The 24,738-nt window shown below is 48.4% G+C and carries 15 protein-coding genes; 2 read left to right on the plus strand and 13 right to left on the minus strand.

Annotated elements, in window-relative coordinates:
- Nucleotides 1-34: 34 nt before the first annotated feature.
- From HHO50_RS19475 to HHO50_RS19525, 11 genes are all read right to left on the minus strand, one after another.
- Nucleotides 35-2,200 carry an alpha-galactosidase gene (locus HHO50_RS19475; RefSeq protein WP_219921605.1) on the minus strand — a complete coding sequence of 722 codons (2,166 nt, stop codon included), beginning with the start codon at nt 2,198-2,200 and terminating at the stop codon, nt 35-37.
- Nucleotides 2,201-2,233: 33 nt separating this feature from the next.
- Nucleotides 2,234-3,646 carry a calcineurin-like phosphoesterase family protein gene (locus HHO50_RS19480; RefSeq protein ID WP_181308656.1) on the minus strand — a complete coding sequence of 471 codons (1,413 nt, stop codon included), beginning with the start codon at nt 3,644-3,646 and terminating at the stop codon, nt 2,234-2,236.
- Nucleotides 3,647-3,847: 201 nt separating this feature from the next.
- Nucleotides 3,848-6,091 carry an alpha-N-acetylglucosaminidase gene (locus HHO50_RS19485; RefSeq protein ID WP_181308658.1) on the minus strand — a complete coding sequence of 748 codons (2,244 nt, stop codon included), beginning with the start codon at nt 6,089-6,091 and terminating at the stop codon, nt 3,848-3,850.
- Nucleotides 6,092-6,234: 143 nt separating this feature from the next.
- Nucleotides 6,235-7,422 carry a phospholipase D-like domain-containing protein gene (locus HHO50_RS19490; protein ID WP_181308660.1) on the minus strand — a complete coding sequence of 396 codons (1,188 nt, stop codon included), beginning with the start codon at nt 7,420-7,422 and terminating at the stop codon, nt 6,235-6,237.
- Between the two features lie 613 nt (nt 7,423-8,035).
- A complete protein-coding gene (locus tag HHO50_RS19495; RefSeq protein WP_181308662.1) occupies nt 8,036-9,328 on the minus strand; it encodes a DUF5689 domain-containing protein in 1,293 nt (430 codons plus the stop codon).
- Nucleotides 9,329-9,382: 54 nt separating this feature from the next.
- Nucleotides 9,383-10,879, minus strand: coding sequence for a SusD/RagB family nutrient-binding outer membrane lipoprotein (locus tag HHO50_RS19500; RefSeq protein ID WP_181308664.1), 1,497 nt, complete (start codon nt 10,877-10,879; stop codon nt 9,383-9,385).
- 13 nt (nt 10,880-10,892) lie between these two features.
- Complete coding sequence (locus HHO50_RS19505; protein ID WP_181308665.1) at nt 10,893-14,141, minus strand: SusC/RagA family TonB-linked outer membrane protein; 3,249 nt, start codon at nt 14,139-14,141, stop codon at nt 10,893-10,895.
- 38 nt (nt 14,142-14,179) lie between these two features.
- Nucleotides 14,180-15,562, minus strand: coding sequence for a glycerol-3-phosphate transporter (glpT, locus tag HHO50_RS19510; RefSeq protein WP_219921606.1), 1,383 nt, complete (start codon nt 15,560-15,562; stop codon nt 14,180-14,182).
- Between the two features lie 177 nt (nt 15,563-15,739).
- Nucleotides 15,740-16,468 carry an MIP/aquaporin family protein gene (locus HHO50_RS19515; RefSeq protein ID WP_181308667.1) on the minus strand — a complete coding sequence of 243 codons (729 nt, stop codon included), beginning with the start codon at nt 16,466-16,468 and terminating at the stop codon, nt 15,740-15,742.
- A gap of 7 nt (nt 16,469-16,475) precedes the next feature.
- A complete protein-coding gene (gene glpK / locus HHO50_RS19520) occupies nt 16,476-17,996 on the minus strand; it encodes a glycerol kinase GlpK (protein ID WP_181308669.1) in 1,521 nt (506 codons plus the stop codon).
- A 5-nt stretch (nt 17,997-18,001) separates the two neighbouring features.
- The gene (locus tag HHO50_RS19525; RefSeq protein ID WP_370457652.1) at nt 18,002-19,630 is read right to left on the minus strand and encodes an FAD-dependent oxidoreductase; all 1,629 of its coding nucleotides are present in this window, start codon (nt 19,628-19,630) and stop codon (nt 18,002-18,004) included.
- Nucleotides 19,631-20,170: 540 nt separating this feature from the next.
- Between HHO50_RS19525 and HHO50_RS19530 the strand changes: the two genes are divergently transcribed.
- Nucleotides 20,171-20,941, plus strand: coding sequence for a DeoR/GlpR family DNA-binding transcription regulator (locus HHO50_RS19530; RefSeq protein ID WP_181308671.1), 771 nt, complete (start codon nt 20,171-20,173; stop codon nt 20,939-20,941).
- A 157-nt stretch (nt 20,942-21,098) separates the two neighbouring features.
- On the opposite strand, the gene HHO50_RS19535 is transcribed toward HHO50_RS19530, so the two are convergent.
- Nucleotides 21,099-22,034 carry a hydrogen peroxide-inducible genes activator gene (locus HHO50_RS19535; RefSeq protein WP_181308674.1) on the minus strand — a complete coding sequence of 312 codons (936 nt, stop codon included), beginning with the start codon at nt 22,032-22,034 and terminating at the stop codon, nt 21,099-21,101.
- A 287-nt stretch (nt 22,035-22,321) separates the two neighbouring features.
- Between HHO50_RS19535 and HHO50_RS19540 the strand changes: the two genes are divergently transcribed.
- Complete coding sequence (locus HHO50_RS19540; RefSeq protein WP_181308677.1) at nt 22,322-22,801, plus strand: Dps family protein; 480 nt, start codon at nt 22,322-22,324, stop codon at nt 22,799-22,801.
- Between the two features lie 293 nt (nt 22,802-23,094).
- Here the strand turns inward: HHO50_RS19540 and rny are convergent, their stop codons facing one another.
- Nucleotides 23,095-24,687 (minus strand): ribonuclease Y, encoded by a 1,593-nt coding sequence (rny, locus tag HHO50_RS19545; RefSeq protein ID WP_181308679.1) that lies wholly within the window; start codon nt 24,685-24,687, stop codon nt 23,095-23,097.
- Nucleotides 24,688-24,738 lie beyond the last annotated feature (51 nt).

Below are 24,738 nucleotides of genomic sequence, written 5' to 3' on the forward strand. Positions count from 1 at the left end.
CTAACATTAATTCTTATGAACTCCGGATGCTTGGTTAAGGCTTCTCCACGATCTCAAACACGGCGCTGGTAAGGGCAGTGGTAGGCGATACGGCAATCCCCACTTTCATGAGGTAATCACCGGAATAGGTTTTGCCGTTGGCCGTGAAGGAAGATTTGGTCTCGGGGTACAGGTTGGTTTCCTGCACCATGTATTTCTTCTGCGGGTCAAGCCCTTCTAACCTAATCTGGGTAAACCGGTCGCGGTGCCGCGTCTGCAGATTGTAAGAGAAGAGAACGGCTTTGCTTTTGTTTTCGCTCACGTACATCAGCACCGCGCGGTCTTCGTCATACGGCGACACCAGCCGGTATTGATCCCCAAACCAGATCACGTCGCTTAACCGTTTGTAATTGGCCACAGCCTGTTTGCTGAACTGCAGATCCTTTTCATTGAACTCGCTCACCTGAATGTCATAGCCCAGTTTCCCCATCATGGCCACATCGGTGCGGTATTTCACCGATTGTTTGCCCCAGGAGGTCACGTGGCTGGACATGGCAATGGCCGGGAAAAAGTTGGAGTAGCCCCACTGAATCTTGACCCGCTCCAGCCCATCGGTGTTGTCGCTGGGCCAGAACTCCGTGAAGAAGGGGAGCGCACCGTAATCTACCCGGCCACCGCCGCCGGAGCAGAGCATAATAGGCAAATGCGGGTATTTCTGCCGGATACGCCCCAGTACCTTGTACAAACTGTGCACGTAGTCAATGTACAGTTTTGACTGCTCGGTTTTTAGATAAGGGGAGTAGGTATTGGTCAAGGACCGATTAGAATCCCATTTAATGTAAGCCACCTTCGGGTTTTTGGTGAGCAGATCATCCACCAGGTTGTACATGAAGTCCTGCACTTTGGGGTTGATCAAATCCAGCACCAGCTGGTTGCGCTGATAATGCTCCTCGCGGTTGGGCAGTTTCAGGATCCAGTCGGGGTGTTTCTCGTAGAGCTCGCTTTTGGGGTTCACCATTTCCGGCTCCAGCCAGATGCCAAACTTCACACCTTTCTTCTCCGCCTCCTCTACCAGATACCCGATGCCGCTGGGGAGTTTGGTTTTGTTTTCCTGCCAATCGCCTAGACCGGCTTTGGCATCATTGCGCGGGTACTTGTTCCCGAACCAGCCATCATCCAGCAGGAAAAGGTCAACACCCAGTTGCGCGGCACCATCAAACAAACCTACCAGCTTCTTCTCATCGAAATCAAAAAAAGTGGCTTCCCAGTTGTTGAGCAGCGTCAGGCGGGGTTTGTTTCCGTCCAGGATGCCGTAGTTGCGGGCCCAACGGTGGAAACTGCGGCTGGCTTGCCCTTTGCCGGTTCGGGAATAGGTGAAGATGAACGCGGGCGTCACAAAAGGCTTGTTCGGCTCCAGCCGATACTCAGAGGCGTAGGGATTCATGCCGGCCAAAATCCGCAGGGAATTCTGCTCATCCAACTCAAAGGCAAACTGGAAATTGCCCGACCAGGCCAGGGTGCCGGCAATCAGCTCGCCGTGGTTTTCGCCGGCGGGTTTGTCTAGAGCTAGCAGAAAAGTGGGACTTTGGTACTTGTGCGCCCGGGTGCCTAACTTGCTGTCAATGATTTTTATGCCGCTGGTAAGTTGGCTTTCCTGCTGCTGCATCTCTCCGGCCCAATCGCCGTGGAACTGGGAGAGCCAGTAGTTGGGGGCATCAAAATGCAGCATGGCAGAGGCAAAGTTGCTCAACACTACCGGCTTCTTTTCCTTGTGCCGGATCTCCGTCCACGTCTTGATGATGTTCTCTTTCTGGAAAGCGTTGAAGTGCAGGATGACCTCTACCGGATACTTGGGGTCTTTGAGGTGGATAGCCGTTGCCGTGACATTCTCCTCTTGCTGCTGGGTGGTGTGCTTGTCATACCTCAGTTCCAGCGAAGGATTCCCGTCTGTGTGCACCATCCTGATGGCAGGCTCAAACAGGTTGTCTGTACCGGCCGGGACATAGGCTTCATGGCGGGTAGCGGGGAGCAGGCCATTGTCCTGGCTGTTTGCCAGCTTTTCGCCTAGGTAACTTTGGTACAGCTTCTGGTTTTTCCCCACGGTGAAGCCCAGGGTAACCTTGTCTGTCTGGATGAAGATCTGTTTTGTGTTCTGCTGCGCCTGCGCTGGCCTTGAGAAGAAGACCAGCAGCAGGAAACAGAGAGGGAAATATCTATTCATGGCAAGCGAAAGCATTGATAAAGCCGGGCGTTGCTACCCAGACGTGTTCTCATATTTGTTCCCGAAGCGGTCTGTGGCCACCACCCTTATTTTCTTGACCTCGGGGCCGAAGTGCGCCATGAACAGGTGTTCTGTTCTGCTGGGCTCGGCAAACGCGCGGCGGGCGGGCAGCTTTTCTCCCTGCATGGTGCGTACGGCCTCAGGGTCAAATCCTTTGGTGCTTTGCAGGGTGCCCATGTACTTTTCATCGGCATACCATTCTACTTTCCAGGCCGAGTCCCAGTTCCAGACGTTTGCGATCATGCGTTTCTGGTTGGTGAGTTCTTCCACATGTACCTTCACCTGGTAAGACTTGTCTTTGCCGGTGGGCTTGTAATACCATTTAAGCTCGTTGCCCTCCACCTCATACACGCCGTATCCGTTGGGGGTGCCGTCGGTGCAGATGGGGCCAGACCACCAGGCACCGCACACGGTACCGTGCACGTGCTCGTAGATGCCCTCTCTGATCATGTTGTAGTTGTTATGGGTGTGGCCGGTCATGATGTGCACCTGGTAGCCTTTGAGCAGCGCAAACAAATCCTCTCTGTTCTTGACGTGGTTGGAGATGGGGATGTGTGCATTGATGATCACGAGGTGGTCTTTGGGAACGTGGCGCAAATCTTCTTTCAGCCAGTTCAGTTGCTGCTCTGAGATATAGCCGTCATAGTCCCGTTCGGTGCCCAGGTACCGCACGTCATCCAGCACGATGTAGTGGGCCTGGCCCCGGTTGAAGGAGTAGAAGGTGGGGCCGTACGTCTTCTGGAAGGTGGCGTCTGAGGTTTCGTCTCCGCCTAACCGGTAATCCATGTCATGGTTCCCCAGCGCCTGGAAGAACGGAATGCCCATGGCCGCCACCGCCTTGTTGTAATCTGCGAAAAGCTTGTGGTTGTCCCACACCAGGTCGCCTACGCCAATGCCGTGCAACAGGGTGTCTTGGCCCATGCTTTGCACCAGTCTCTGCACATCGGGCACGGAGTCCTGCATCATGAGCGCCACATCTTCCTTGGTCCTGATCTGGGGGTCTGCCCAAATCAGGAAGGAGTGTTTTTTATCGTCTTGAGACAAGGGAGCCAACTCGAAATCATAGGTGGCTTTCTGGTTTTGGGTGATGGGCTTATAATGCTTGGCCAGGCCTTTTTCCTGGGGGAACGCATACCCCGCCGGGATAGACACAAAAACGAACCTGGCCTGTTGGTTGAAGGGAAGTTCGTACTGGCCGCGCCGGTTGGTTTTCACTACCGTGAACCCGTCAGAGACCGCCACATTCGCCAGTTTCTTGCCCTGCGCCCGCACCGTGCCGCTTAAGGTTTGCTTGCCTTTTTTGTTTCCGGCGAAAACACTGGGGCCAGTTAAAACCAGACCACCAGAGAAAAACAGCAGGCTCTGGATAAAGGATCTTCTTTTCATCTGTTTTAAGTAAACGGGGGGCTACTATACTGAATTTTGTTATTTGTAAGGGAGGTCTGGCGTACAAAGGTTATGCTTCGTTTCGGGGCCGTTTTCTGGGAAAGAGCTCTAAAACGGAAACATAGATTTTGCCTTGGTTTTCGCCGGTGGTATCGTTCTTTTTTCTTGCACTGCTTCTAGTGCGTTTTAAGGTAAACCCAGTTAAAGCAGAGCGTATTGGCTTTTCAGAAACGGCTGATATTTCTGGTAGAGCTTTCTGGCTTCTTCTAGGGAGTTGCCTTTGGGTTTGTCTACGTAAGGCTCGTTGCTGTTGACCCATTGCCATTCCCACCCTTTACTTTTCTCATCAAACTCTTTCTGGCTCATCGTTTTACCCTGGGCCATGGCGGCGTTCACATGCGTGAAGAACTGGCTCCAGCGGGGCTTGTAGAACCCGGTGAGCATGCCGGCCCACTGGCGGCAGGAGTAATCATGCAACACGCTGTTCTTGTCTCCCCAGAGGGTGATGAGGTTGCGGGCGTTTTTCTCGAAGAGCTTTTTCTCTTCTTCGGTTTTACCCCAGGCTTTCGCGGCGTTGAGCCAATTCCCCAGCAGGAAATCGTCATGGGTGGCTAGTAACCGGTCTATGTCTTCTATGACCATCAGGAACTGCTCACTGCGCTTTCTGAACGCCACGGTGTCTTTGTTCTTGTAATCCAGCGCGAATTGCTGTTGCAGGGTGTCTGCGTAATTGGCGAGCACCTGGCGGGTGACATCCACCAAATCATATTTGAAACCTTCGCTGTTCTTCAGTTCTTTTGAGGCCGCCAGCAGGGCTTCCCAGGCGGGAATCAGATCTGCGGGGCGGTACGCTTTGTCAGTGTCCGTCCACCGGTTCTTCTTGTTAAAGGTAGGCCGCCCGGTGATGATGGACTCTGGCCCCCCGGATTTGATAGCGCCATCATACACCGTGTTCCGCAAGATTTCCCAGGCCTTTTCAGCGGCCGCATTTTTCTGCCCGTAACGTCTTTGAGCGTAATTGGGCAGCCAAGTGTTTAGGTCTATAGGAGTGCTGCGCCACACGTTCTCCAGCATGAGTTCATACATGACCGGATTTTGCTCAATGGCCTCTGGGGTTAAGCCGATGCCCAGCATGTTCCCGGATTTAGGGTCTTGTAATGCGGTGGCCGGATTGTTGGCCACGCTGTTCATGCGGCCGTACATGCTTACGTTCCCCCCGAAATTGTGGAGCATGTTCCAGATCCAGGGTTTGCCGTAGTAAGCGTCGGTGCGGCTCCAGACAGGCTTGCTTTCACTGTAAAGGTCCAGCACAATCATCTTGTCATGGGGCACGGCATTGAGCAGGGCCTGTATCTGGGTGGGTTGCCAGAATTTAGCGGAGTAGGAGAACATCCAACCCTGCATGATCCAGGTGGCCTTAGGGTCTACCGCCGCCATGGACTGGTAGACTTTCTTGCTGATGTCGTTCAGGTAGGTAGAGTCGTTGGTGGGCGGGGTATTCTCGTTAAAAGTGTCGGCTGAATAGAAGTGGTCTGTCCCGAAGGTGTTGATCTCTTCCTGGATGAATTCTTTCCCAATGGTGGTGAACATTTCGTCATCAGGGTCCAGAATATAGACCTCCTCAAAACCTTGCCAGCGGGTCTTCTTCAGTTTGGCGTTGGGGAATTTATCTTTGAAAGAAGGCGGCACGTGGCCCGTGAAGGCGGGTAGGATAGGGGTCATGCCCAAGGCGCGTTCCTGCGCCAGAATCTGTTTCTGCAGGTCTTCGTGGCGTTGCATGAAGGACTGCGGCAGGGGGCCGCCCCAGCCGTCCAGGTTGCCCATCCAGAACCAGTTGAAGTAGGCGGGGCCGCTGTAGAAACTGGCTAAGTCTTTGTCGGTGAAGCCCATTTTCTTGTACACCCGGTCCCAGATGGAGTTCTGCCCCGTGACCGCCAGCGGCATGTTGATGCCGTTCATGGCCATCCAGTCAATCTCCCACTGCCAGCGTTCCCAATCCCACCAGCTCATGGTGTAGTTGAAGGTGCAGTAATTCAGGTAGTAACGGTATTTGTAAGGGGTGACCTTGCGTTCCTTCTGCGTCACCGCCGGTAGTTTTTTAGGAAGGTTCAGGTTGGAGCCGTTCCAGGAGATGTGCGAGTTGGTGTAGGTTTTGAGGTAATGGTGAAGGGCACTCGCAATGGAAACGCCGTTGTTTCCGCGCAAAATGATGTTGCCTTTCCTGCCTTCCAACTCAAAGACATCCTTGTCGCCGTCTTTAGGGATGAAAGCGATTTTGAACTGGTTCGCGTGCTTGGGAAGCACCCGTTTGATCAAGGCATACGTGGCCTTTTCCTGGTCGTTTTGGTTATTACCGGCTGGCTCCTTTGTTCCGGCGGTGACTCCCTGCCAGGTGAGAAGGCAAAGGGTGAAAAGAAGGACTGCTTTGCGTGTTAGGGTACTCATGGTAAGTCTGTAATTACTAGTCCCGATGCGGAAGGCGCAACTTTATGAATAAGAATATAGATTTCTGATTAGTGGCTGTTTTTACCAAAACAGCCACTAATCAGAAATCTCAGGATTTATCAATGCTAAATTGATTTCTGGGCTTATTTAACTATGCCCGGAAGTTTCTTCATTTCATTGTAATAAGTCATGAAGGAGTCAAAGAATGGTTTGTTGTTCTTAAATAAGAGTATTACCTCGTTGTTATAATACACCGCATTGCCGGTATAATTGTGAGTGCCTGTCAATACCAGTGTGGCCTGCTCCCCTTTCACCTTTCCTTTGATGAGCATGAACTTCGAGTGGTTATTTATCTTGAGTTGGTTAGACAAGGTGAGATTATAGATTTTGATATAGGCGCCTTTCTTTTTGAGGTCATTTAACGCCACCTGTATTTCTGGCGCGGCGGTGCTTTTGGCAATCACCTCTACGGTTGCACCCTGGTCAATAAGGCTTTCCAACTTATCTACTACATTCATGCGGGCGGCGCTCCAGTCTGACATGCCTACTCTAATGAGGGCGGTAGAGGGCTCTGTGATCTGGTTTAAAATATCAATGACGGTGTCTGTACCGTAGTTTTTGCCATCTTTTCTTTTGGGGAAAAAATAAGCGGTGATGCCTGCGCTTGGGTCTTCAAACTCGCGGTACTCAAAGTTCTTCATGCCGCTGGCAGCCTTGGCTTTCATGTCATTCCAGTAGCTGAGGTATGCTTGGTACAATCCTTTATTGGACAGAACGGTGGCTTCCTGAATCTTCTTTGAATCGGCTTCTGTGAAGTTGTGGGATGTTTGGAATACCATATTCTCGGCCTTTCCGTCTGGGGTATTCAACTCAGAGAAAATCACGAATTTGTTGTGGTTGATAGAGGAGCCGCCCGCATCACTGGTGACAATCACTATTTCTGAGTTAGGCTTAAGGAAGCCCCTTATTTCATTTACGGTAGGCGGGTTTTCAGCCTGGGTTTCCTCGCGGCTCATGTCTACCATTATGTGTAAGTTGACGTTCCGCTCACTGGCTCTTTTTAAGGCACTGATGACGCCACTGTGGGTGAATCCGAAAATACTCAGGTGTAAAGATGATTGCTCTGGCGCAGCGTCTATCATGGAAACCAATCTATCCATAATGACCGGAGAGGTGATCCCGCTTCCTACCTGGTCAAGCTTGGTGAAGATGAGGTCATTTAACGAAGCAGAGTATGGGGTAACTCCCTCGCTTTTGACTGGATCATCTTCCGTTTTACAGGCTGAAAACGCGAACAGCAGTAAAAGGAAGGCAAGTTTTGTTTTAAACATGGTATATTTTCTGATAGAAGCTGTTTAGAGTTTTACGTCTGTTTTTGTAAAATTAGCCTAAAAACGACGGTACAAGCATCTGTATGCGGCAGTGTACTGATAAACCTCTCGTTTTTGGCTTATTTTCATAAAAGTAGCCTAAAAGTAAGGGCATAAGCGGACGCTTGCCCCAGAGGAATTGTTTTAAATGCCGGTTAATGAAAAACTCTAAACAGCTTCATATTATAAATGTTGTTTCTAGATTGAATTAAATAGCGCCGTGCCCTTGTGAGAAGCAATAAAAAGGGGAATAGAGATCGCTAGAAGTAAGATGAACTTACCGGTGTTGGAAGGTTCCAGCCAATAAAAAATGTCCTCTTGTTTTCTAACCATTGCATTGCCGTTTAAGGCCTAGTTTTAGAAAAGCAGGCTCTAATGAGCATTGCCCCAAGTGTACTTAATCAATGTGGTACCGTGAAAATGAGGAAACCTGTTGAGTCCAAGGCAACAGCAGAAAGTACAATATGATGGAACGAGGCAGATAATAACTCTCTAATCCTGTTTAAGTAGCTTCTGGCAAAATGAAAAGTGCACCATCTATCCTATGATAAATGGTGCACTCTCTTTAAAAAAATCATTCAGTGTTGGAGTAGATAGCGAAATCATCAAAGGCAAAACGACCGTTGAAGATATTAGGGGCTTGTGTGGCCCCTAAGCCCTTTTTAAATAATCTAAAGCGAACCGGGCCGGTAATATCCATCAACACAGTTGCTGTTCTAGTCCAGTTGCCAGCTTCTGTCATGGTAGGGCCTACTTGTTTCCAAGTTTTACCTTGATCCTGTGAATATTCAATCCACCAAGTGCTAGAGGCATCTGTGTAGTAGGCTCCATATATGTAGGTTACTTTAGATGCGCCGTTTGGCAGATCAAAATTCATCTGCACATAAGGGCTCTGCGATTCTGGTCGGTTATCCTGCATTCTAATACCCCAAGTACCCGTAAATCTATCTCTACCTGGTGTTTGTCCAACAATTGAGTAGAAAAGCTTCCAGGAGCCTGTACTAAAATTAACCGTGTTATCTACTACCCCTCTTAAAGGGTTCATGTTGTAGCTATCTTTAAGCAAGCTAGGATCATTAAATCCTTCAGGGAAACCTGGGTATAACGGGCCACTTGGGTCTTCTACATCGTTAATACTACGTAATGAAAAAAAGACGGTGGGTTCCTGTGTTTGAGGGTCTATCCCCATCAATGGAACGCCAGTATAGGTGGCGCTTGCCCATAACCTTTCATTTGCGAAAGAAGCAGTTGGTTCTGTATGCAGGATGATGTTGTTGCCATTACCATCCGTCAACTTTTTGTCACCGCTGTATTTAGCAGAGCGGCCAGGGGTTGGCGTGGCATTACCAGCTACAATTCTCACTAATGTGCCTTCATACTCACCTGGCTTAGCGGTTAACGCTTCCAGGTTCACTACGCGGGGCGTAACTTCTATCCCAGATTTAGCTTTTGTTACACTGGCAAGTGAAAGCCCTTTGATATGTAACGCACCGTTCACACTCGTTAAGGTGGCACTTTCTGTATTTACCACAACGGAATCACCTATGACAAATGGAGCAGTTGCAGAACCAAAGTCAAGGATAACTCCCCTGGTTAGCCTTCTCCTGCTGTTCTGGATGACAACCTGACCAGCAGGGAAATTGCCTGATGCTGGATCAGAGATGACAACCCCTACCACTTGATGGGCTCCTCCCATTTTGTCTGTGGTTAGTTGTACATCTTCGCCCCTATACAGTGCCCTAACATCTGCCACAGACATATAAGGGCTTGGCTGCCCAATGGCATTATTTTCATCTTCTTCCATGCAGGAAGAGAAGGCCAATGCTCCCAATACGAAAGCGAAAAGCTGAAATATCTTGTTTTTCATTTTAATAGAATGTTAATGATGGATTTCAATTGATCCAAGAATTATAGGCAAGGTCTATTGTTGCCACCACACCTTAGTGTTGATATCATCTGACCCTTGGTCTGCCACCGCCTTTAAATAATTCTCGCGGTTTAGGCTCTGAACATATAGCGGATAGTTAAGGCGAGAAGGCATTTGACCATTGTTCTGTACGCCGGGGCCTATAGGTAAAACCGGGTGCCCTGTTCTGCGGTACTCATACCATTGTTGGAAATCAGTAAAGAAGAGGGCATAGTATTTTTGAAGGTGGATCAAGTCCATCTTCTTTTCAAATTCATAATTTTCTTCCCACATTACCTCTTCATTTGTTAAATAACCAGCAGGTACTGTTAGCCCCCAAAGGGTGATGCCATTGGTAGCGCCAGTTTCATAATAGGTTTTAGGACTGCCTGCAATATATCCTTTGAGCGCAGCCTCTGCCAATATAAGTTGCACCTCAGGATAGTTCAGGATATTCCCTAACAAAGGGTTAGTTCTTAAAGCAGGGAGATAGGAAGACTGGGCAGCCGGTAACCTACCTGTTTCATAACCACTTTGTATTCCTGCATAACGGCCTTCTCTCAAGGTTGCCCAAACGGTAATACGCGGGTCACCCCATTCATTTAGGTTATTAACAAAAAACTCAGCCAGATTTTGGGCAGTATTCCAGTCAGCATCCCGTACGGTCTGGAAAGGAGATTGATAAGGGGCGGTGCCAGTAAACCGCAAAATAGCAGACTCTGCATTACTTGAAATAATAGGATAGGTAGCAGGGCTGGTATCAACCATCTGTCCTATTTTTTCAGCCGCTGTCATCTCATTGTTTATTATCTTATCTGGTTTGCCAGATACTCTTAATAGTAACCGTAAATACAATGAGTTGCCAAATTTACGCCAGTTGGTTGCACTACCATTATACAATGGGTCTAATGGCTTTAACTCAGAAGGGAAATCTCCATTAGTTACAGATAGAAGCGTGTTGGCTTCTTCCAACTTCCGGAATAAATCGGCATAGATGGCTTCTTGTTTGTCAAAGGCAGGCATTAAAATCCCCTCTTTTACCTTGTTAGCGTTAAAATAAGGAATATCACCATACATGTCTGTTAACAGTGAAAAAGCCCAAACCTCGCAGATTAACCCTACACCCATAAAAGTCTTATGGTAAGCTTGGGTTGGATAGGTTCTGGATAACACCTCCGCACTACTATAGATGTCTTTGAAGTCTGTGATCTGGGTGTACCAGTTGTTCCACATGTAGTCTGCTTCTGCAGACCGAACCACATACCGGTGAATCTCATCATTATCTGAACGGGCAACATGCACTTGCATAAGTTCATTGTTCAGACGCAGTGCCCGGTCTAAGTTGCGTTTTACCATGTCTGTTAATGCAGGGGCCAGCAATGACTCTGGCATGGCAAATGGACTAGTATTAGGGTTGGTGTTCAGTTCCTCAAAATCCTCTGTACAGGAGTTGAGCGTAGACATGCCCACTACCGTTAGAAGAGAGAGTGCTATTAATTTTATCTTTTTCATTTTGTCTAATGTTTTAGAAACTAATGTTCAGGTTAACACCTGTGGTCATGGTAGAAGGGAACTGACCTAATTCATAGCCCGCATCAATGGTACCGTTGTTCAATGTTCCGAATTCAGGGTCGAAGGCAGGCCAGTCTGAGATGATCCAAAGGTTTCTGCCATAGATACCAATAGAAGCTTTCTCTAATTTTAATTTGGAGATAAAGCTGGTTGGTAATGTATAATCAAGACGAACTTCGCGTAACTTGATGAAGTCTGTACTGAATAAGTTTCCTTCCACGTTGTCACGGCCAAAGTGGGCAGTGTAATATGTCCAGATATTCTCTGCCACAACATCATTTGGTCTGAAAGAACCGTCTCCATTCTGGATCACCCCATTACCAATTATTCCGTTGTAGCGACCTGGTAAAGTATTTTTGGTTTTACCTTGTTCTGCCAAGGTAGCATGGGTAAGTGAATAAGCTTTGGCACCAAATGAACCATCAAATAAGATATTCAGACGGAATTGCTTATATCTGAATTCTTGGCCAATGCTCCCTTTCCATTTTGGTACAGCTCTTCCTAAGTACATGATGTCATTGGTTAACACAGGGTAGCCATTCTCATAGATGATCTGGCCGTCTGGTGCACGAAGGTACCCTCTGCCATAGATGTCACCCATGGTGCCACCTGGCGTTGCCTCCACAGAGCCACGTCCTCCTGGCCCTCTTTGTAATTGGTAGGTAGTTAAGCTGTCAGAGAGTTCAATAACAGTATTGCGGTTTGCTGAATAAGTAGCAAACATATTCCAGTTCAATCCATTTTTGCTTTTAAGAGGAGAGCCGTTGGCCTGTATCTCAATTCCTTGGTTTCTCACCAACCCGGCGTTCAGAATTTGGTAATTAGCGCCTGAAGATCTGTCAATAGGTACCCGTAGGATCTGATCTCTTGTGTTGTTCCGGTAAACGGCAACATCAAGCCCTATTCTGCTTTTAAAGAAGCGGGCATCTAAACCAAACTCCACGCTTTCAGTTCTCAGGGGTAAAAGATTCGCGTTAGGTATTGCACTAGGGTTTGATAAGCCTGAAGGGAAACCAGTGGCAACTTCATAGGCAAAGGTTGTATAGTAAGGGTTCATTCCGCCGCTCCCTACTTCTGCCCATGAACCACGTAGCTTTAACAGGGAGATTGAAGCAGGCATAGGGATCACCTCAGACAAAATGGTACTTACACTAACAGAAGGGTAGGGCTTTATCTCGGGCAGATCTTTTCCTCTTGACGCCAAAGTACTAGACCAGTCTTTCCGGAGAGTCAAATCCACAAACAGCCAATCATCAAATCCAACTGTTGCTAATCCATAAATACCATTCATTTCCACGTCTGAACGGTAAGGGTAATTCAACAGTACATCTCGGCTGTTAGCAAAATTATATACTTGTGGGAAGATCAATCTTTCGGCTCTTAGCTCATCTTTGACATATCGGTTCTTGGTTTTGCTGCCTCCCAATGATGCAGAGACCTCAAATCTGTCGCCTAGATTTCTGCCGTACCTCAGCAAAAAGTCATAGTTCATTTCTTGGGAGAAGATGTTCTGCTCGCGGTACATACCCTCTTTGTACTTCTCAGTGTCTTTAGGCCGACGTTGTGAACGCTGCTCATAGGAAAAGTCCATGGCAGTGCGTACCATCAAGCTTAGCTCCTTGGTGAAATCATATGTAGCCTGGATGTTACCTGTAATGGAGTGCCGGTTAGATTTATTCAGCATTTCATAGGCAATCAGGTACGGGTTGTCAATCAAGCTGCTGTACGGGTAATTTTGAAGAATTCCTTCCTGGCCAGGTTTCCAGTAATCTTTATACCAATCAACGTTCCCATTAGGAACCTGCAACGTGGCCCAATACATGATAGATTGATTGTTGTACCCTGTTGATGGTAAATTGTCACTGTATTTGTTTGTATAGTTTATCTTGCTGGAAATCTTAAGCTTATCTGTTACGTTCTGATTAAGAGATAAAGCCACTGTGTTTCTTTTATATCCTGTATTTGGAATTATCCAGTCATTGGAAACATTGGTCAGTGAAAAACGAACAGCAGTTTTGGCTGTACCTCCATCCAATGTAACTGTATTGGTGAGGGTTTTTCCCGTCTGAAAAAAGTCTTTGCGGCTATCTTTATAAGGTACCCAAGGAGTACGCTCTGTACCAGTTGTTTGGGTTGCCGGGTCATATTGATAGAACATTTGACCATCAAATCTGGCACCCCAGGCAGAACTGGTACTACGTGTGCTAGTACCATCTAGGGTATTGTTGTAAGAGTAGTAATTAACCCCTTCATCTCCCTGCCCATATTCATTTTGGTAGTCTGGCCAGCGGTTAATAGTTTCCAAAGAGAAGTTAGAATTGAAAGAGACGCCTAATCCTTTTACTCTTGGCTTTCCATCTTTGGTAGTAATGATGACAGCGCCATTTGCCCCTCTTGAACCATACAGTGCAGTGGCACCCGGCCCCTTCAGAACCGTTACACTTTCAATGTCTTCTGGGTTGATGTCATTTAAGTTTGTTCCAAAGTCTACAGGGCTATCGCTTTGAAGGTAAGCTGTGCTTCCGGTACCAGTTGCACGGCCACTGCCACCATTGATAATCACCCCATCCACCACAATCAAAGCTTCACTTGAACCACCCAAATCATTCTCGCCCCGCAAAATAATTCTATTGGAACCAGTAGGGCCACCGCCAGACTTTACCATGTTTAGACCAGCGACACGACCGGTTAAAGCGTCTGTCCAGTTATTAGGCATAGCTTCTGTCAGGGTTTCCCCTTGTATTGTGGCAGTAGAATACCCTAAGGCTTGCTGTTCACGGGTAATACCCAAGGCAGTGACCACTACCTCGTTAATTTGTGTGGCATCAGCTGCTAACCTAATGGTAAGATTAGTTTCAGGCTTAGTGATAACCAATTTTTGCTGTTGATACCCAATAAATGTAAAAGACAGAGTGGCACCTGTTGCGGCGCTTACCTGAAAGGTGCCATCAACGTTGGTCATACCTACTGCCTGGTCATTTACAAAAACAGTTACTCCAGGCATTGCGGAGCCATCTGTCTGGTCTACTACCTTGCCTTTTACCGGCACTTGTGCTTGTTGGGTAGTTTGCTGTAAATATGCAACGTATTCTACTGAGCTTGCAAGCACTTCTGTACCGAAGAACAGAAGACAGGAGCCAAGTAATATGCCTTTACTCAGGCTATGCCTAAGTTGCGACGATGGTTGTAGAAATGTTTTCATGTGCGTTTAGTATGTTGCTGTGAAACAGATGGTTAGGTCTATCTAAGATTAAGGTGTTGTTTCTCTCTCTTCCAGGTAAAGGCTGTGAAGACAATTGACAAAAGGCAGGCAGCAACCAGCAAAATAAAGCCTCCATCCCAGCCCCACTTATCTACAATCAAACCCATTGCAATATTGGCGAAAAGCGCTCCTCCCAAGTAGCCGAACAGGCCCGTTAGCCCAGCCGCTGTCCCAGCAGCTTTTTTTGGAACCAAGTCTAGAGCCTGCACCCCAATGAGCATGACCGGGCCATAAATCAAAAATCCAATAGAAATCAAGGCAATGTTGTCTATGGCTATATTGCCAGGTGGGTTTTTCCAATACACCAATACTGCTACCAATACCAGTACCATGTAAATGATGGTGGCCGGAGCCCTGCGGCCCTTGAAAACTTTATCACTGATCCAGCCGCACAGCAAAGTGCCTGGGATGCCCGCATACTCATAGGCAAAGTAGGCCCAACCGGTTTCTTTTACAGAGAAGCCTTTCGCTTCTTCCAGATAGGTAGGTGCCCAATCCAAAATGCCATAGCGCACCAGATACACAAAAGCATTGGCAAAAGCGATATACCAGAGCACGCGGTTGTTGAACACGTACTCAAAGAATATTTGCTTGGCAGTTAATTCTTGTTCCTGGTGTGCAGAATAGTGAGCCGGGTAATCATTTTTGTAGGCTTCAATGGTGGGCAAACCACATGACTGCGGGGTGTCACGGACTAGTAAGTAGGCAAGGGCGGCAAAGCCTAAGGCAATCATGCCGGGGAAGTAGAACTTACTTTGCCAAGTGCCAAAGATGGCGACGGCCGCAATGGTAATTGGGCCTACCAAGCCGCCCCCCACGTTATGGGCCACGTTCCAGATAGACATTTTAGTGCCGCGTTCTTTGGTGGAGAACCAGTGCACCATTACCCGGCCGCAGGGTGGCCAACCCATGCCCTGGAACCAGCCGTTCAGAAACAGGAGCACAAACATGATGAGGATGGAACTGGTCGCAAATGGTACTACCCCCATCACAATAGTGATCAGCCCCGATAGCAGTAGCCCCACACTTAAAAATACCCGGGCATTGCTACGGTCAGATACGTTACCCATCAGGAATTTACTGAGGCCGTAAGCAATAGATACGCCAGACAACGCAAAGCCCAAATCGGCTTTAGAGTATCCCTGAGCCACAAAATCAGGCATGACCAGTGAGAAGTTCTTGCGCACCAGATAGTAGCCAGCATAGCCCAGGAATATTCCCAAGAAAACCTGGAACCGTAGCCGTTTGTACTCCGGGTCTATGCGTTGCAAGGGAAGTTCCTCAATGTGAGGAGCAGGCGCAAAAATGCTCCTTTTAGTGGATGCAGTCGAAGAAGAGGTGTTGTTATCTATAGTTTTCAAAGTAGAAGTTTAGCTATCAAGTGTATCTAAAGTAAGGGGCAATATTATGACCTATTGTATCAATTTGTCTTTTGTCACTGATCCAAAACTACAGTACTTTTAGAGTAATGAAGCTTTTTGCAGGCTGGCTTAACAAAAGCCTAACATAAGGCTGGGCTTTGCCTTCAAGACGATAGATCATTGTAGAAGCAAATACAAAGCGGCGGCAGAACTTGCACCAGCAAGAGGCCCCACCACTGGTATCCAGGCATAGTGCCAGTCACTTTGGCACTTGTTCTTTAGAGGAATCAGGCTATGCACGATCCGGGGCCCTAAGTCACGGGCAGGATTGATGGCGTAACCGGTGGTGCCCCCCAACGACAAGCCAATAGCCCATACTAAGAAAGTAACTGGCAGAGCACCCAGTGAACCCATGCCGATAGGCGTTTTCTGGTCACCCATTTCTGGCTCAGTAATATAAAGGATCACGAAAATGAGAACAAAAGTACCTACTGCTTCACTGAACAAGTTAGCGATAGGGTGGCGGATAGCAGGGCCGGTACTGAATACTGCCAATTGAGCCAATGGATCTTCGGTAGCCTCAAAATGAGGCTTATAAATAAGCCATACTAAGAAGGCTCCCAAGATGGCCCCCAATAATTGGGCTGCAACGTACAAGCCAACCTGGTTCCAGGCGAACTTGCCCACAATTGCCAGGCCTATGCTAACGGCCGGATTCAAATGGGCACCACTGTAAGGGCCGGCAATCACTACTCCGGCAAAAACAGACAGAGCCCAGCCGGTGGTAATAACCATCCATCCGCTGTTGTTCCCTTTGGTGCCTTTCAGAATCACATTGGCCACTACGCCTCCCCCTAAGAGAATCAGAAACATGGTCCCAATAACTTCGGCCGTAAATGCTGACATGGATGCGTTAGGTTAATGAGGTGATTTGTTCTGGTTGACTATCTTGGGCCCAAACTTTGGCGGCCCGGACAGCCCGGAACCAGCCCTCCGTTAGAGCTTCAGTAGGTTGATCTGGGGTTGCTTCAAAGCTCTTATTGATTCCCCATTGTTCCTGGATCTCTTCCACGCTGTTCCAGAAACCAGTGGCGAGTCCTGCCAGATACGCTGCCCCAATAGCTGTTACCTCTGTAATGGCAGGTTTCACCACGCGGGCACTTAATATATCGGCTTGGAATTGCATGAGTAGGTTGTTTTCTGTAGCCCCGCCGTCTACCCTTAGCTCTTTTATCTCTATGCCAGCATCGGCTTCCATGGCTCTTAATACTTCCATGGTTTGATAGGCAATGCTTTCCAGGGCGGCGCGGGCAATGTGCGCTGAAGTGGTGCCACGGGTCATGCCTACCATAGTACCCCGGGAGTGCTGATCCCAGTGCGGGGCTCCTAATCCGGCAAAGGCAGGAACAAAATAAACTCCTTCACTACTGGTTACCTTCTGAGCGAGCGCCTCCACCTCGGCAGAATTGGAGATAACGCCCAGGCCGTCACGTAGCCATTGCACAACTGCCCCTGCAATGAAAATGCTGCCTTCCAATGCATAATGTACCTGGTCTTTGATCTTCCAAGCCACAGTGGTAACCAGTTTATGGGTAGACAGGATGGGCTTTTCGCCAATATTCATCAGCATGAAGCAGCCAGTGCCATAGGTGTTTTTCACCATGCCGGGCTTGGTGCACATCTGCCCGAACAAAGCCGCCTGCTGGTCGCCGGCAATACCTGCAATGGGAATGCGGGTGGCAAACAGAGAGGCGGAAGTTTCGCCAACTATTTCACTGGAGGAGGTTATTTTGGGTAACATGCTGGCGGGAATATCAAACAAGTCTAAGAGATCCTGATCCCAATCCAGCGTGTGGATGTTGAACAGAAGCGTACGGGAAGCATTGGTGACATCTGTGGCATGCACTTTCCCTCCGGTAAGATTCCAGATAAGCCAAGAGTCAACAGTGCCGAACGCCAGGTGCCCGGCTTCTGCCTCTTTTCTGGCTTCGGGTATGGTGTCAAGGATCCACTTTACTTTGGTGGCGGAGAAATAAGCATCAATCACTAAGCCTGTTTTCTGCTGGATCATTTCCTCCAGGTTCTGTTCTTTCAATCTGTCGCAATAGGCGGCGGTTCGACGATCCTGCCAGACAATGGCGTTGCAGATGGCAGCTCCTGTTCTGCGGTCCCACACGACGGTGGTTTCCCGTTGGTTAGTAATGCCTATGGCGGCAATGTCTTCTGCCCGCAAGCCCACCTTAGACATGGCCTCAGCGGCTACCCCCACCTGGGTTGACCATATTTCACTGGCGTCATGCTCCACCCAGCCGGGCTGAGGAAAGATCTGGTTAAATTCCTTCTGGGCTAAGGAAACAATATTCCCCTGTTGGTTGAATACAATAGCGCGGGAACTAGTGGTGCCTTGGTCAAAGGAAAGTATAAATTTTGCCATTGTCTTTAGTTTTTGAAGCTAATGTATTGAGCTGGGGTTTTGCCGGCCGAAGCAGGAGTATAAGGTTCAAGGAGATAGTTGGAGGCCAAGGAAGTGAAATCTCTTATTTGCTGCTGCTGCCATTCTTCGCCGTAGCCTAGTTCCTCTGCCATCAGACGTGCCACTTTGGAGGCCATGTCAATGCCAGCCCGGGCATCTAAGAACAGAATACGCATCCTTCTGGCCAAAACGTCTTCAACGGTTCTGGCCATTTCATTTTGTACGGCCCAAATTACTTCAGCCGCAATGTTAGGAAACCGCTCGTGCAATGGTTGGCTTAGTTCAGGGAACCTGTTTGTTAATTCCTGGATGAAGGTTTTGTCTGATCCATATATTGTCAAGTGCTCAGAGTTCGTTTGTGGGGCTTCGTATCCGTGAATCTTCAGAGAGGCGGTAACGCACGTTTTGTTGGGCAGAATCCCTAATTCTATAGCCCTATCTACTGTGTCCTGAGCCATTTTGCGGTAGGTTGTCCACTTGCCGCCGGTAATGGTGATAAGGTCTGAGGGAGCAACCAATAGTTTATGGCTTCTGGAGATCTCTTTGGTGCTGTTAGTGTCTTTGGTGGGGGCGGCCAAGGGGCGTAATCCGGCAAAGACACTAAGAACATCGGCTCTGCTTGGTTTGCGAACCAGATACTTCCCGGCGGTTTCCAGAATGAAATCTATCTCCTGCTCCAGCGCCATAGGCTCCAGACTATTTTGGTTCAGAGGGGTATCTGTGGTGCCTACTAACAGGTGTTTGTGCCAAGGCACGACAAATAGAACCCGCCCGTCTGGGGTTTTGGGAATCATAAGGGCATTGTTTCCTTCCAGAAAAGAACTGTCTAATACCACGTGTACGCCTTGGCTGGGGCGTACCAGCGGTTGTTGCGTTGGGGCATTCATCTGCAGTATCTCATTCACAAAGACCCCGGTGGCGTTTACCACCGTTTTGGCTTTTAGCTGGTACTCTTGCCCAGATTCCAGATCCTTTGCTTTTACCCCTGCTACTTTGCCTTTGCTGTCTTTCAGGAGTTCTACTACTGGCATGTAGTTTAATAAGACGCCTCCTTGTTCGGCGCAGGTTTGGGCAAGGTTTAGGGCCAGGCGGGCATCGTCAAACTGTCCGTCGAAATACTGGACGCCTCCTTTTAGCCCGTTTACCTGAATGTTGGGTAACAGCCTGGCTACTTTTTTGCCTGAAAGCAATGTGGTTTTGTGGAAGCGGTAGCGGCCGGCCATTAAATCATATACGGTTAGGCCCACCCCGTACATTATCTCATTCCACCAGCTATAATTAGGGATCACAAAAGACTGTATATTTACCAGGTGCGGGGCATTGTGTAGCAGTAGCCCACGCTCATAAAGAGCCTCATATACCAGCTTGATGTCACCTTGGGCCAAGTACCGGACTCCACCGTGTACTAACTTGGTGCTTCTGCTGGAAGTGCCTTTTGCAAAATCTGCTTGCTCTAATAATAACGTTTTGAAACCACGCGAAGCAGCGTCTAGGGCTACTCCTAGGCCTGTGGCACCGCCTCCAATGACGATCATGTCCCATACAGTAGCTTTGTTTTCAACTTCCTGCAGGAATTTATCTCTTTTAAAAAACAAATTTTTAGATTCTTTTCCTTTCAAGTGGTTTGCGGTTAATGGTAATGATGTTTCTTTTTCTTTCGTTTTAAAGATATGCTACTTGTTTGCTAAAAACAAATGAAAGTGGTAAAATATTTTATTTTGGAGATATACTTTTTGTTAAAATTTCAAATAACAGAGTAGAATTGCTATTATTAGCATATTGAATCCAGACTTTTAGAGAAGATATAGTCTCATGAAGGGAGAGTGAATGAGGAGAAGAGAAGGTTCTGAAAAAGTTAGAACACTGGTCACTAACCAGTTGATTGATTGGCTTCATACTTTTGTGACTAACTTTTAAAGTTTTCCTAGGAGTGGGGTTCTGTTGAGCGTGAGTGCATTAAAATGGAGGAGGATTAAGATCTTTGCAACATTTTGTAGCTAGAGTTGGTGAAGGTGGGGTAGAAGTTGGTGGATGATGTTCTTCTAACAGTTGGTTTCAGTAGTTAATTAGTTTTAATTTGTCTTATCAGTGTAGAAGGGTTTTATTTGTTTCGTTTTGTTTTAAGTTTTCTGCAAATGATTAATATAACCGAAAGGCACCAGCATATCATCACTAAGCTGCAGCATAAGGGACAGGTAAACGTGCTAGATCTGTGTGACGAGCTCAGCGTTTCTTCTGTTACCATCAGGAAAGATCTGAAGCTGCTGGAGGACAAAGGGTTGCTTTTCAGGACTCATGGCGGGGCAACCCAGAATAACCCCTACACCATTGACCGGCCGGTGAACGAGAAAGAGCATATTCAGATCAATGAGAAGAACCGTATTGGAATGGCCTCCGCAAAATTGATTGAACCCAATGACTCTATTTTAATTGCCTCTGGAACAACGGTATTAGCCTTGGCAAAGAACATTCAGCCACATTTGCTCAAAACACTAACAGTGATTACTTCGGCACTTAATGTGGCGCAGGAACTACTTCGTTACCCTGAAGTGGAGGTGATGCAGCTAGGAGGTATATTGAGGAGAAGTTCCTCTTCCGTAATAGGGCCTTACGCAGAAAGCATCTTGGCTGATTTTTCCTGCAGTAAGTTGTTTTTAGGGGTAGATGGAATTGATTTGGAGTTCGGCTTAACCACTACCAATGTGATGGAAGCACACCTGAACCGGCAGATGATCAATGTTTCCCAGAAAACCATTGTGCTGGCAGACTCCTCTAAATTTGGCAAACGGGGTTTTGGGCGCATCTGTGGATTTGAGGAAATAGACGAGATCATTACTGATAAAGGTATTTCTGAGCACACGTCCAAGACCTTACAAGGAATGGGGGTTAAGGTAACAATTGTATAGCACGCCACTGTTTTAGGCGTGTTTTTCTGAAAACAAGCCTAAAACAGTGGTGATGACTGGATGCCTCATGAATTTAGCTGAAAGGAGAAGGATGGTGCACTTCAGCAAACCTAATCTGCAAGACGGCCTAATTTCTCTAGAGCATTGAGAGAACAGTTTACTTAATCTTCACCACCCGCACCGGGTTCCGCTCTTTCAGTCCGTCTGGCACGTGGGTTACAATCTCGCCGCGCAGGGCTTCAATCAGGCGTTTTTTGAGGAAGCTGCGGTGCACCACCAAGCTTACCTCGCGCAGGGGTTGGGGTTCGGCAAAGGGACGCACCATGGCTTTCTTTTTGTCTGACAAATCCTGGACGGACAGTTCGGGCAGCAGCGTCATGCCGCTCTGGGTTTCCACAATGCGCTTGAGGGTTTCCAGCGAGCCGCTCTCGTAGTCCAGGTGTACGTTCCGGATTCCTTTGGCGCGGTTGCAGAGTTGCAGCACCTGACTCCGGAAGCAGTGCCCGTCGTTGAGCAGCCACAAATCGGCGGGGTCAATGGACTCGGCGGTAATGGTTTCTTGTTTTGACAGCGGGTGCGAGGGGTGCATATAACCCACAAACGCCTCGTAGAAAAGCGGCACCTCTACCATGGTTTTGTCGTGCAGCGGCGTTACCAGCAGGCCTACGTCCAGCAATTCCAGCCGCAGGTTCTCCACAATCTGGTGGGTGACCAGTTCCTGGATGGTCACGTGCACCTGCGGATATTTCTGGATAAACGAGGTGATGAACAGCGGTACCAAATAGGGTGCCAGCGTTGGGATAATGCCGATTCTGAGTTCGCCGGTAATGCCGTCGCGCTGCACGTTGACCAATTCCTCAATCTTCCTGAACTCGGCCACCGCCACCCGGGCTTGCGCAATGATTTCTTTGCCCAGTTCGGTGGGTTTTACGGGCACGCGGCTGCGGTCAAATACCTGCACGCCCAGTTCCTCTTCCAGTTTCTGAATCTGCATGCTCAGAGTGGGCTGCGTCACAAAGCATTTCTCAGCGGCGGTGGCAAAGTGCCGGTACGTGTCTACGGAAAGCAGGTATTCCAGTTGGGTAAGGGTCATTTTGGAAGGAATGATTGAGAGAATGAAGTACGGTGCTTTTTGGGGTTGTTTTCTTGAAAACGGCTCGTAAACGAAGATTTTGCTCCTTTTCAGAAGGAGGTAAGGCCCCAAGGAGCAGGCCGTTTTTAAGCTGTTTTCTTGAAAACAGACCTAAAACTAAGCTTAGGCTAAGGTAATAGATATAGATGATAATTGTAAGAAGATTATCAATGCAATCAATTTAACCATTTGCCCCGGTTTTCCCGTATGGGAAGGCAGAACGTACCTTTAAAAAGAATACAAACACTATGGAATCACATAACGAACTTGGACTGGAGCGCAAAGACACCAAAGAGCTGGCGGTTAAACTCAATGAACTGCTGGCCAACTACCACGTGTACTACCAGAATTTGCGGGCCTTCCATTGGAACATCAAAGGCGGCAACTTCTTCGCGCTGCACGCGAAATTTGAAGAACTGTACACCGCTGCCTTTGAAACCATTGACGAGATTGCCGAGCGCATCTTAACCCTGCGCCACGTACCCCTGCACAGTTTCTCAGACTTTCTGGCAACCTCTACCGTGCAGGAGAGAAAGAACCTTTCCTCTGATGTAGACACCGTTGGCGCCACCGTAGAGAACATTGGGCAGATTATTCAACTGGAGCGCGAGGTAATGGCCCTGGCCGCCGAGCATGACGACGAAGGAACCCAAAGCCTCATCAGCGATAACCTGAATACCCTGGAGAAAACCCTCTGGATGCTGAACGCCTTCCAGGCGAGATCATAAAGAGGTAAACGGTTTTGAACCTGTTTTCCTGAAATGAGCTTAAAAACGCCCCTGCACTTTAAGTGCAGGGGCGTTTTTAGTTTGAGGCAATTTCCTAAATTCCTGCAGGGGCAATCCCTGGTGGGTTGCCCTTTGCTGCTATCACCGTTAGGGCAACCACTAGAGATTGCCCTACATAAAATATCCATAAGCTAAAAAGCCCTTCTACATTTTAGCAGAGGGGCTTTTTAACCTATTTTTCAGAAATCAGCCTTGAAACAAAAAGCTAACACCTGATAACTAACAACTAGAAACTACTTGGCGTACGATACCGAGCGCATTTCCCGGATGACCGTGATCTTGATTTGGCCGGGGTATTGCATCTCTTTCTCAATCTTCTGGGAGATGTCAAAAGAAAGCTGTTGGGCGCGTTCATCGGTGACGTTTTCGGCGTCTACCATCACGCGGAGCTCGCGGCCCGCCTGGATGGCGTAGCACTGGTTCACGCCGTCAAACGAGTGAGCGGTTTCTTCCAGTTCTTTCAAACGCTTGATGTACGACTCCATAATCTCGCGGCGGGCGCCAGGGCGGGAGCCGGAGATCGCATCACAGGACTGGATGATGGGCGAAATCATGGCCGTCATCTCAATCTCGTCGTGGTGAGCGCCAATGGCGTTGCACACGTCTGGGTGTTCTTTGTACTGCTGGGCCAGTTGCATACCAATGATGGCGTGCGGCAATTCCGGTTCCTCAGTGGTGACTTTCCCGATGTCGTGTAACAGACCGGCGCGTTTGGCGTGTTTCACGTTCAGCCCCAATTCGGCGGCCATAGTGGCGCAAAGGTTGGCTACCTCGCGGGAGTGTTGCAACAGGTTCTGGCCGTAAGAAGACCTAAAGCGCATACGGCCCACCATTCTGATCAGTTCTGGGTGCAGACCGTGAATTCCTAGGTCAATGGCGGTACGTTCTCCAATTTCCACAATCTCTTCTTCAATGCTTTTCTTGGTTTTGGAAACAACCTCTTCAATGCGGGCCGGGTGAATACGACCATCGGCTACCAGGCGGTGCAAAGAAAGACGGGCAATCTCACGTCGTACCGGGTCAAAACCAGAGATGATAATCGCCTCTGGGGTGTCGTCTACAATGATTTCCACGCCGGTGGCTGCTTCAAGGGCCCGGATGTTACGTCCTTCCCGACCGATGATCTTGCCTTTGATATCGTCTGACTCAATGTTGAAGATAGAGACGCAGTTCTCAATGGCGTGCTCGGCGGCGGTGCGCTGAATAGTCTCAATCACTACCTTTTTGGCTTCTTTGGTAGCGGTGAGCTTGGCCTCGGCCACAATGTCTTTGATGTAGGAAGAGGCGCGGGTAGAGGCTTCTGACTTCAGGTTCTCCACCAATTGCTCGCGGGCTTCTTCGGCGCTCAGGTTAGCGATGCGCTCCAGGCGGCTCAGGATTTCGTGGTGATCTTGCTCTACCTTGGCTTGTTTGTCGCGGAACTGGGCTTCCAGGTCTTCTTTGCGCTTGTTGAAGCCGTCCAGTTGCTGGTTCAGTTTCTCTTTGAGGGCGTCGGTTTCCTGCTCTTTTTTCTTCAGGTCTTCCTGCTGCTTGGTAATGAACTGCTCGCGCTGCTTTACCTTGTTCTCATTCTGGATGATGATGTTCTTCTTGCGGTTGGCCTCTTCCTCGTGCTCTGCTTTCAGCTTCAGGAAATGCTCCTTGGCTTCCAGCATCTTGTCTTTCTTCTGGGTTTCGGCTTTTACTTCCGCTTCGCGGATGATGAGCTTGGCGCGCTCAGTGGCTTGTTCTTCCTGTTCCTTGAACAGCTTCAGGAGCAGCACGCGGCCGGCATAGAAGCCTATGCCGGCGCCTATTACGGCTGCTAAAATGATATAAAGAGTCATATACTATAACTTAAAGGGTTTAAGTATAGCAATAACACCGTGCCAATTTAG

Origin of the sequence: Rufibacter sp. XAAS-G3-1 (assembly GCF_013623775.1) — a bacterium.
GTDB lineage: Bacteria > Bacteroidota > Bacteroidia > Cytophagales > Hymenobacteraceae > Nibribacter.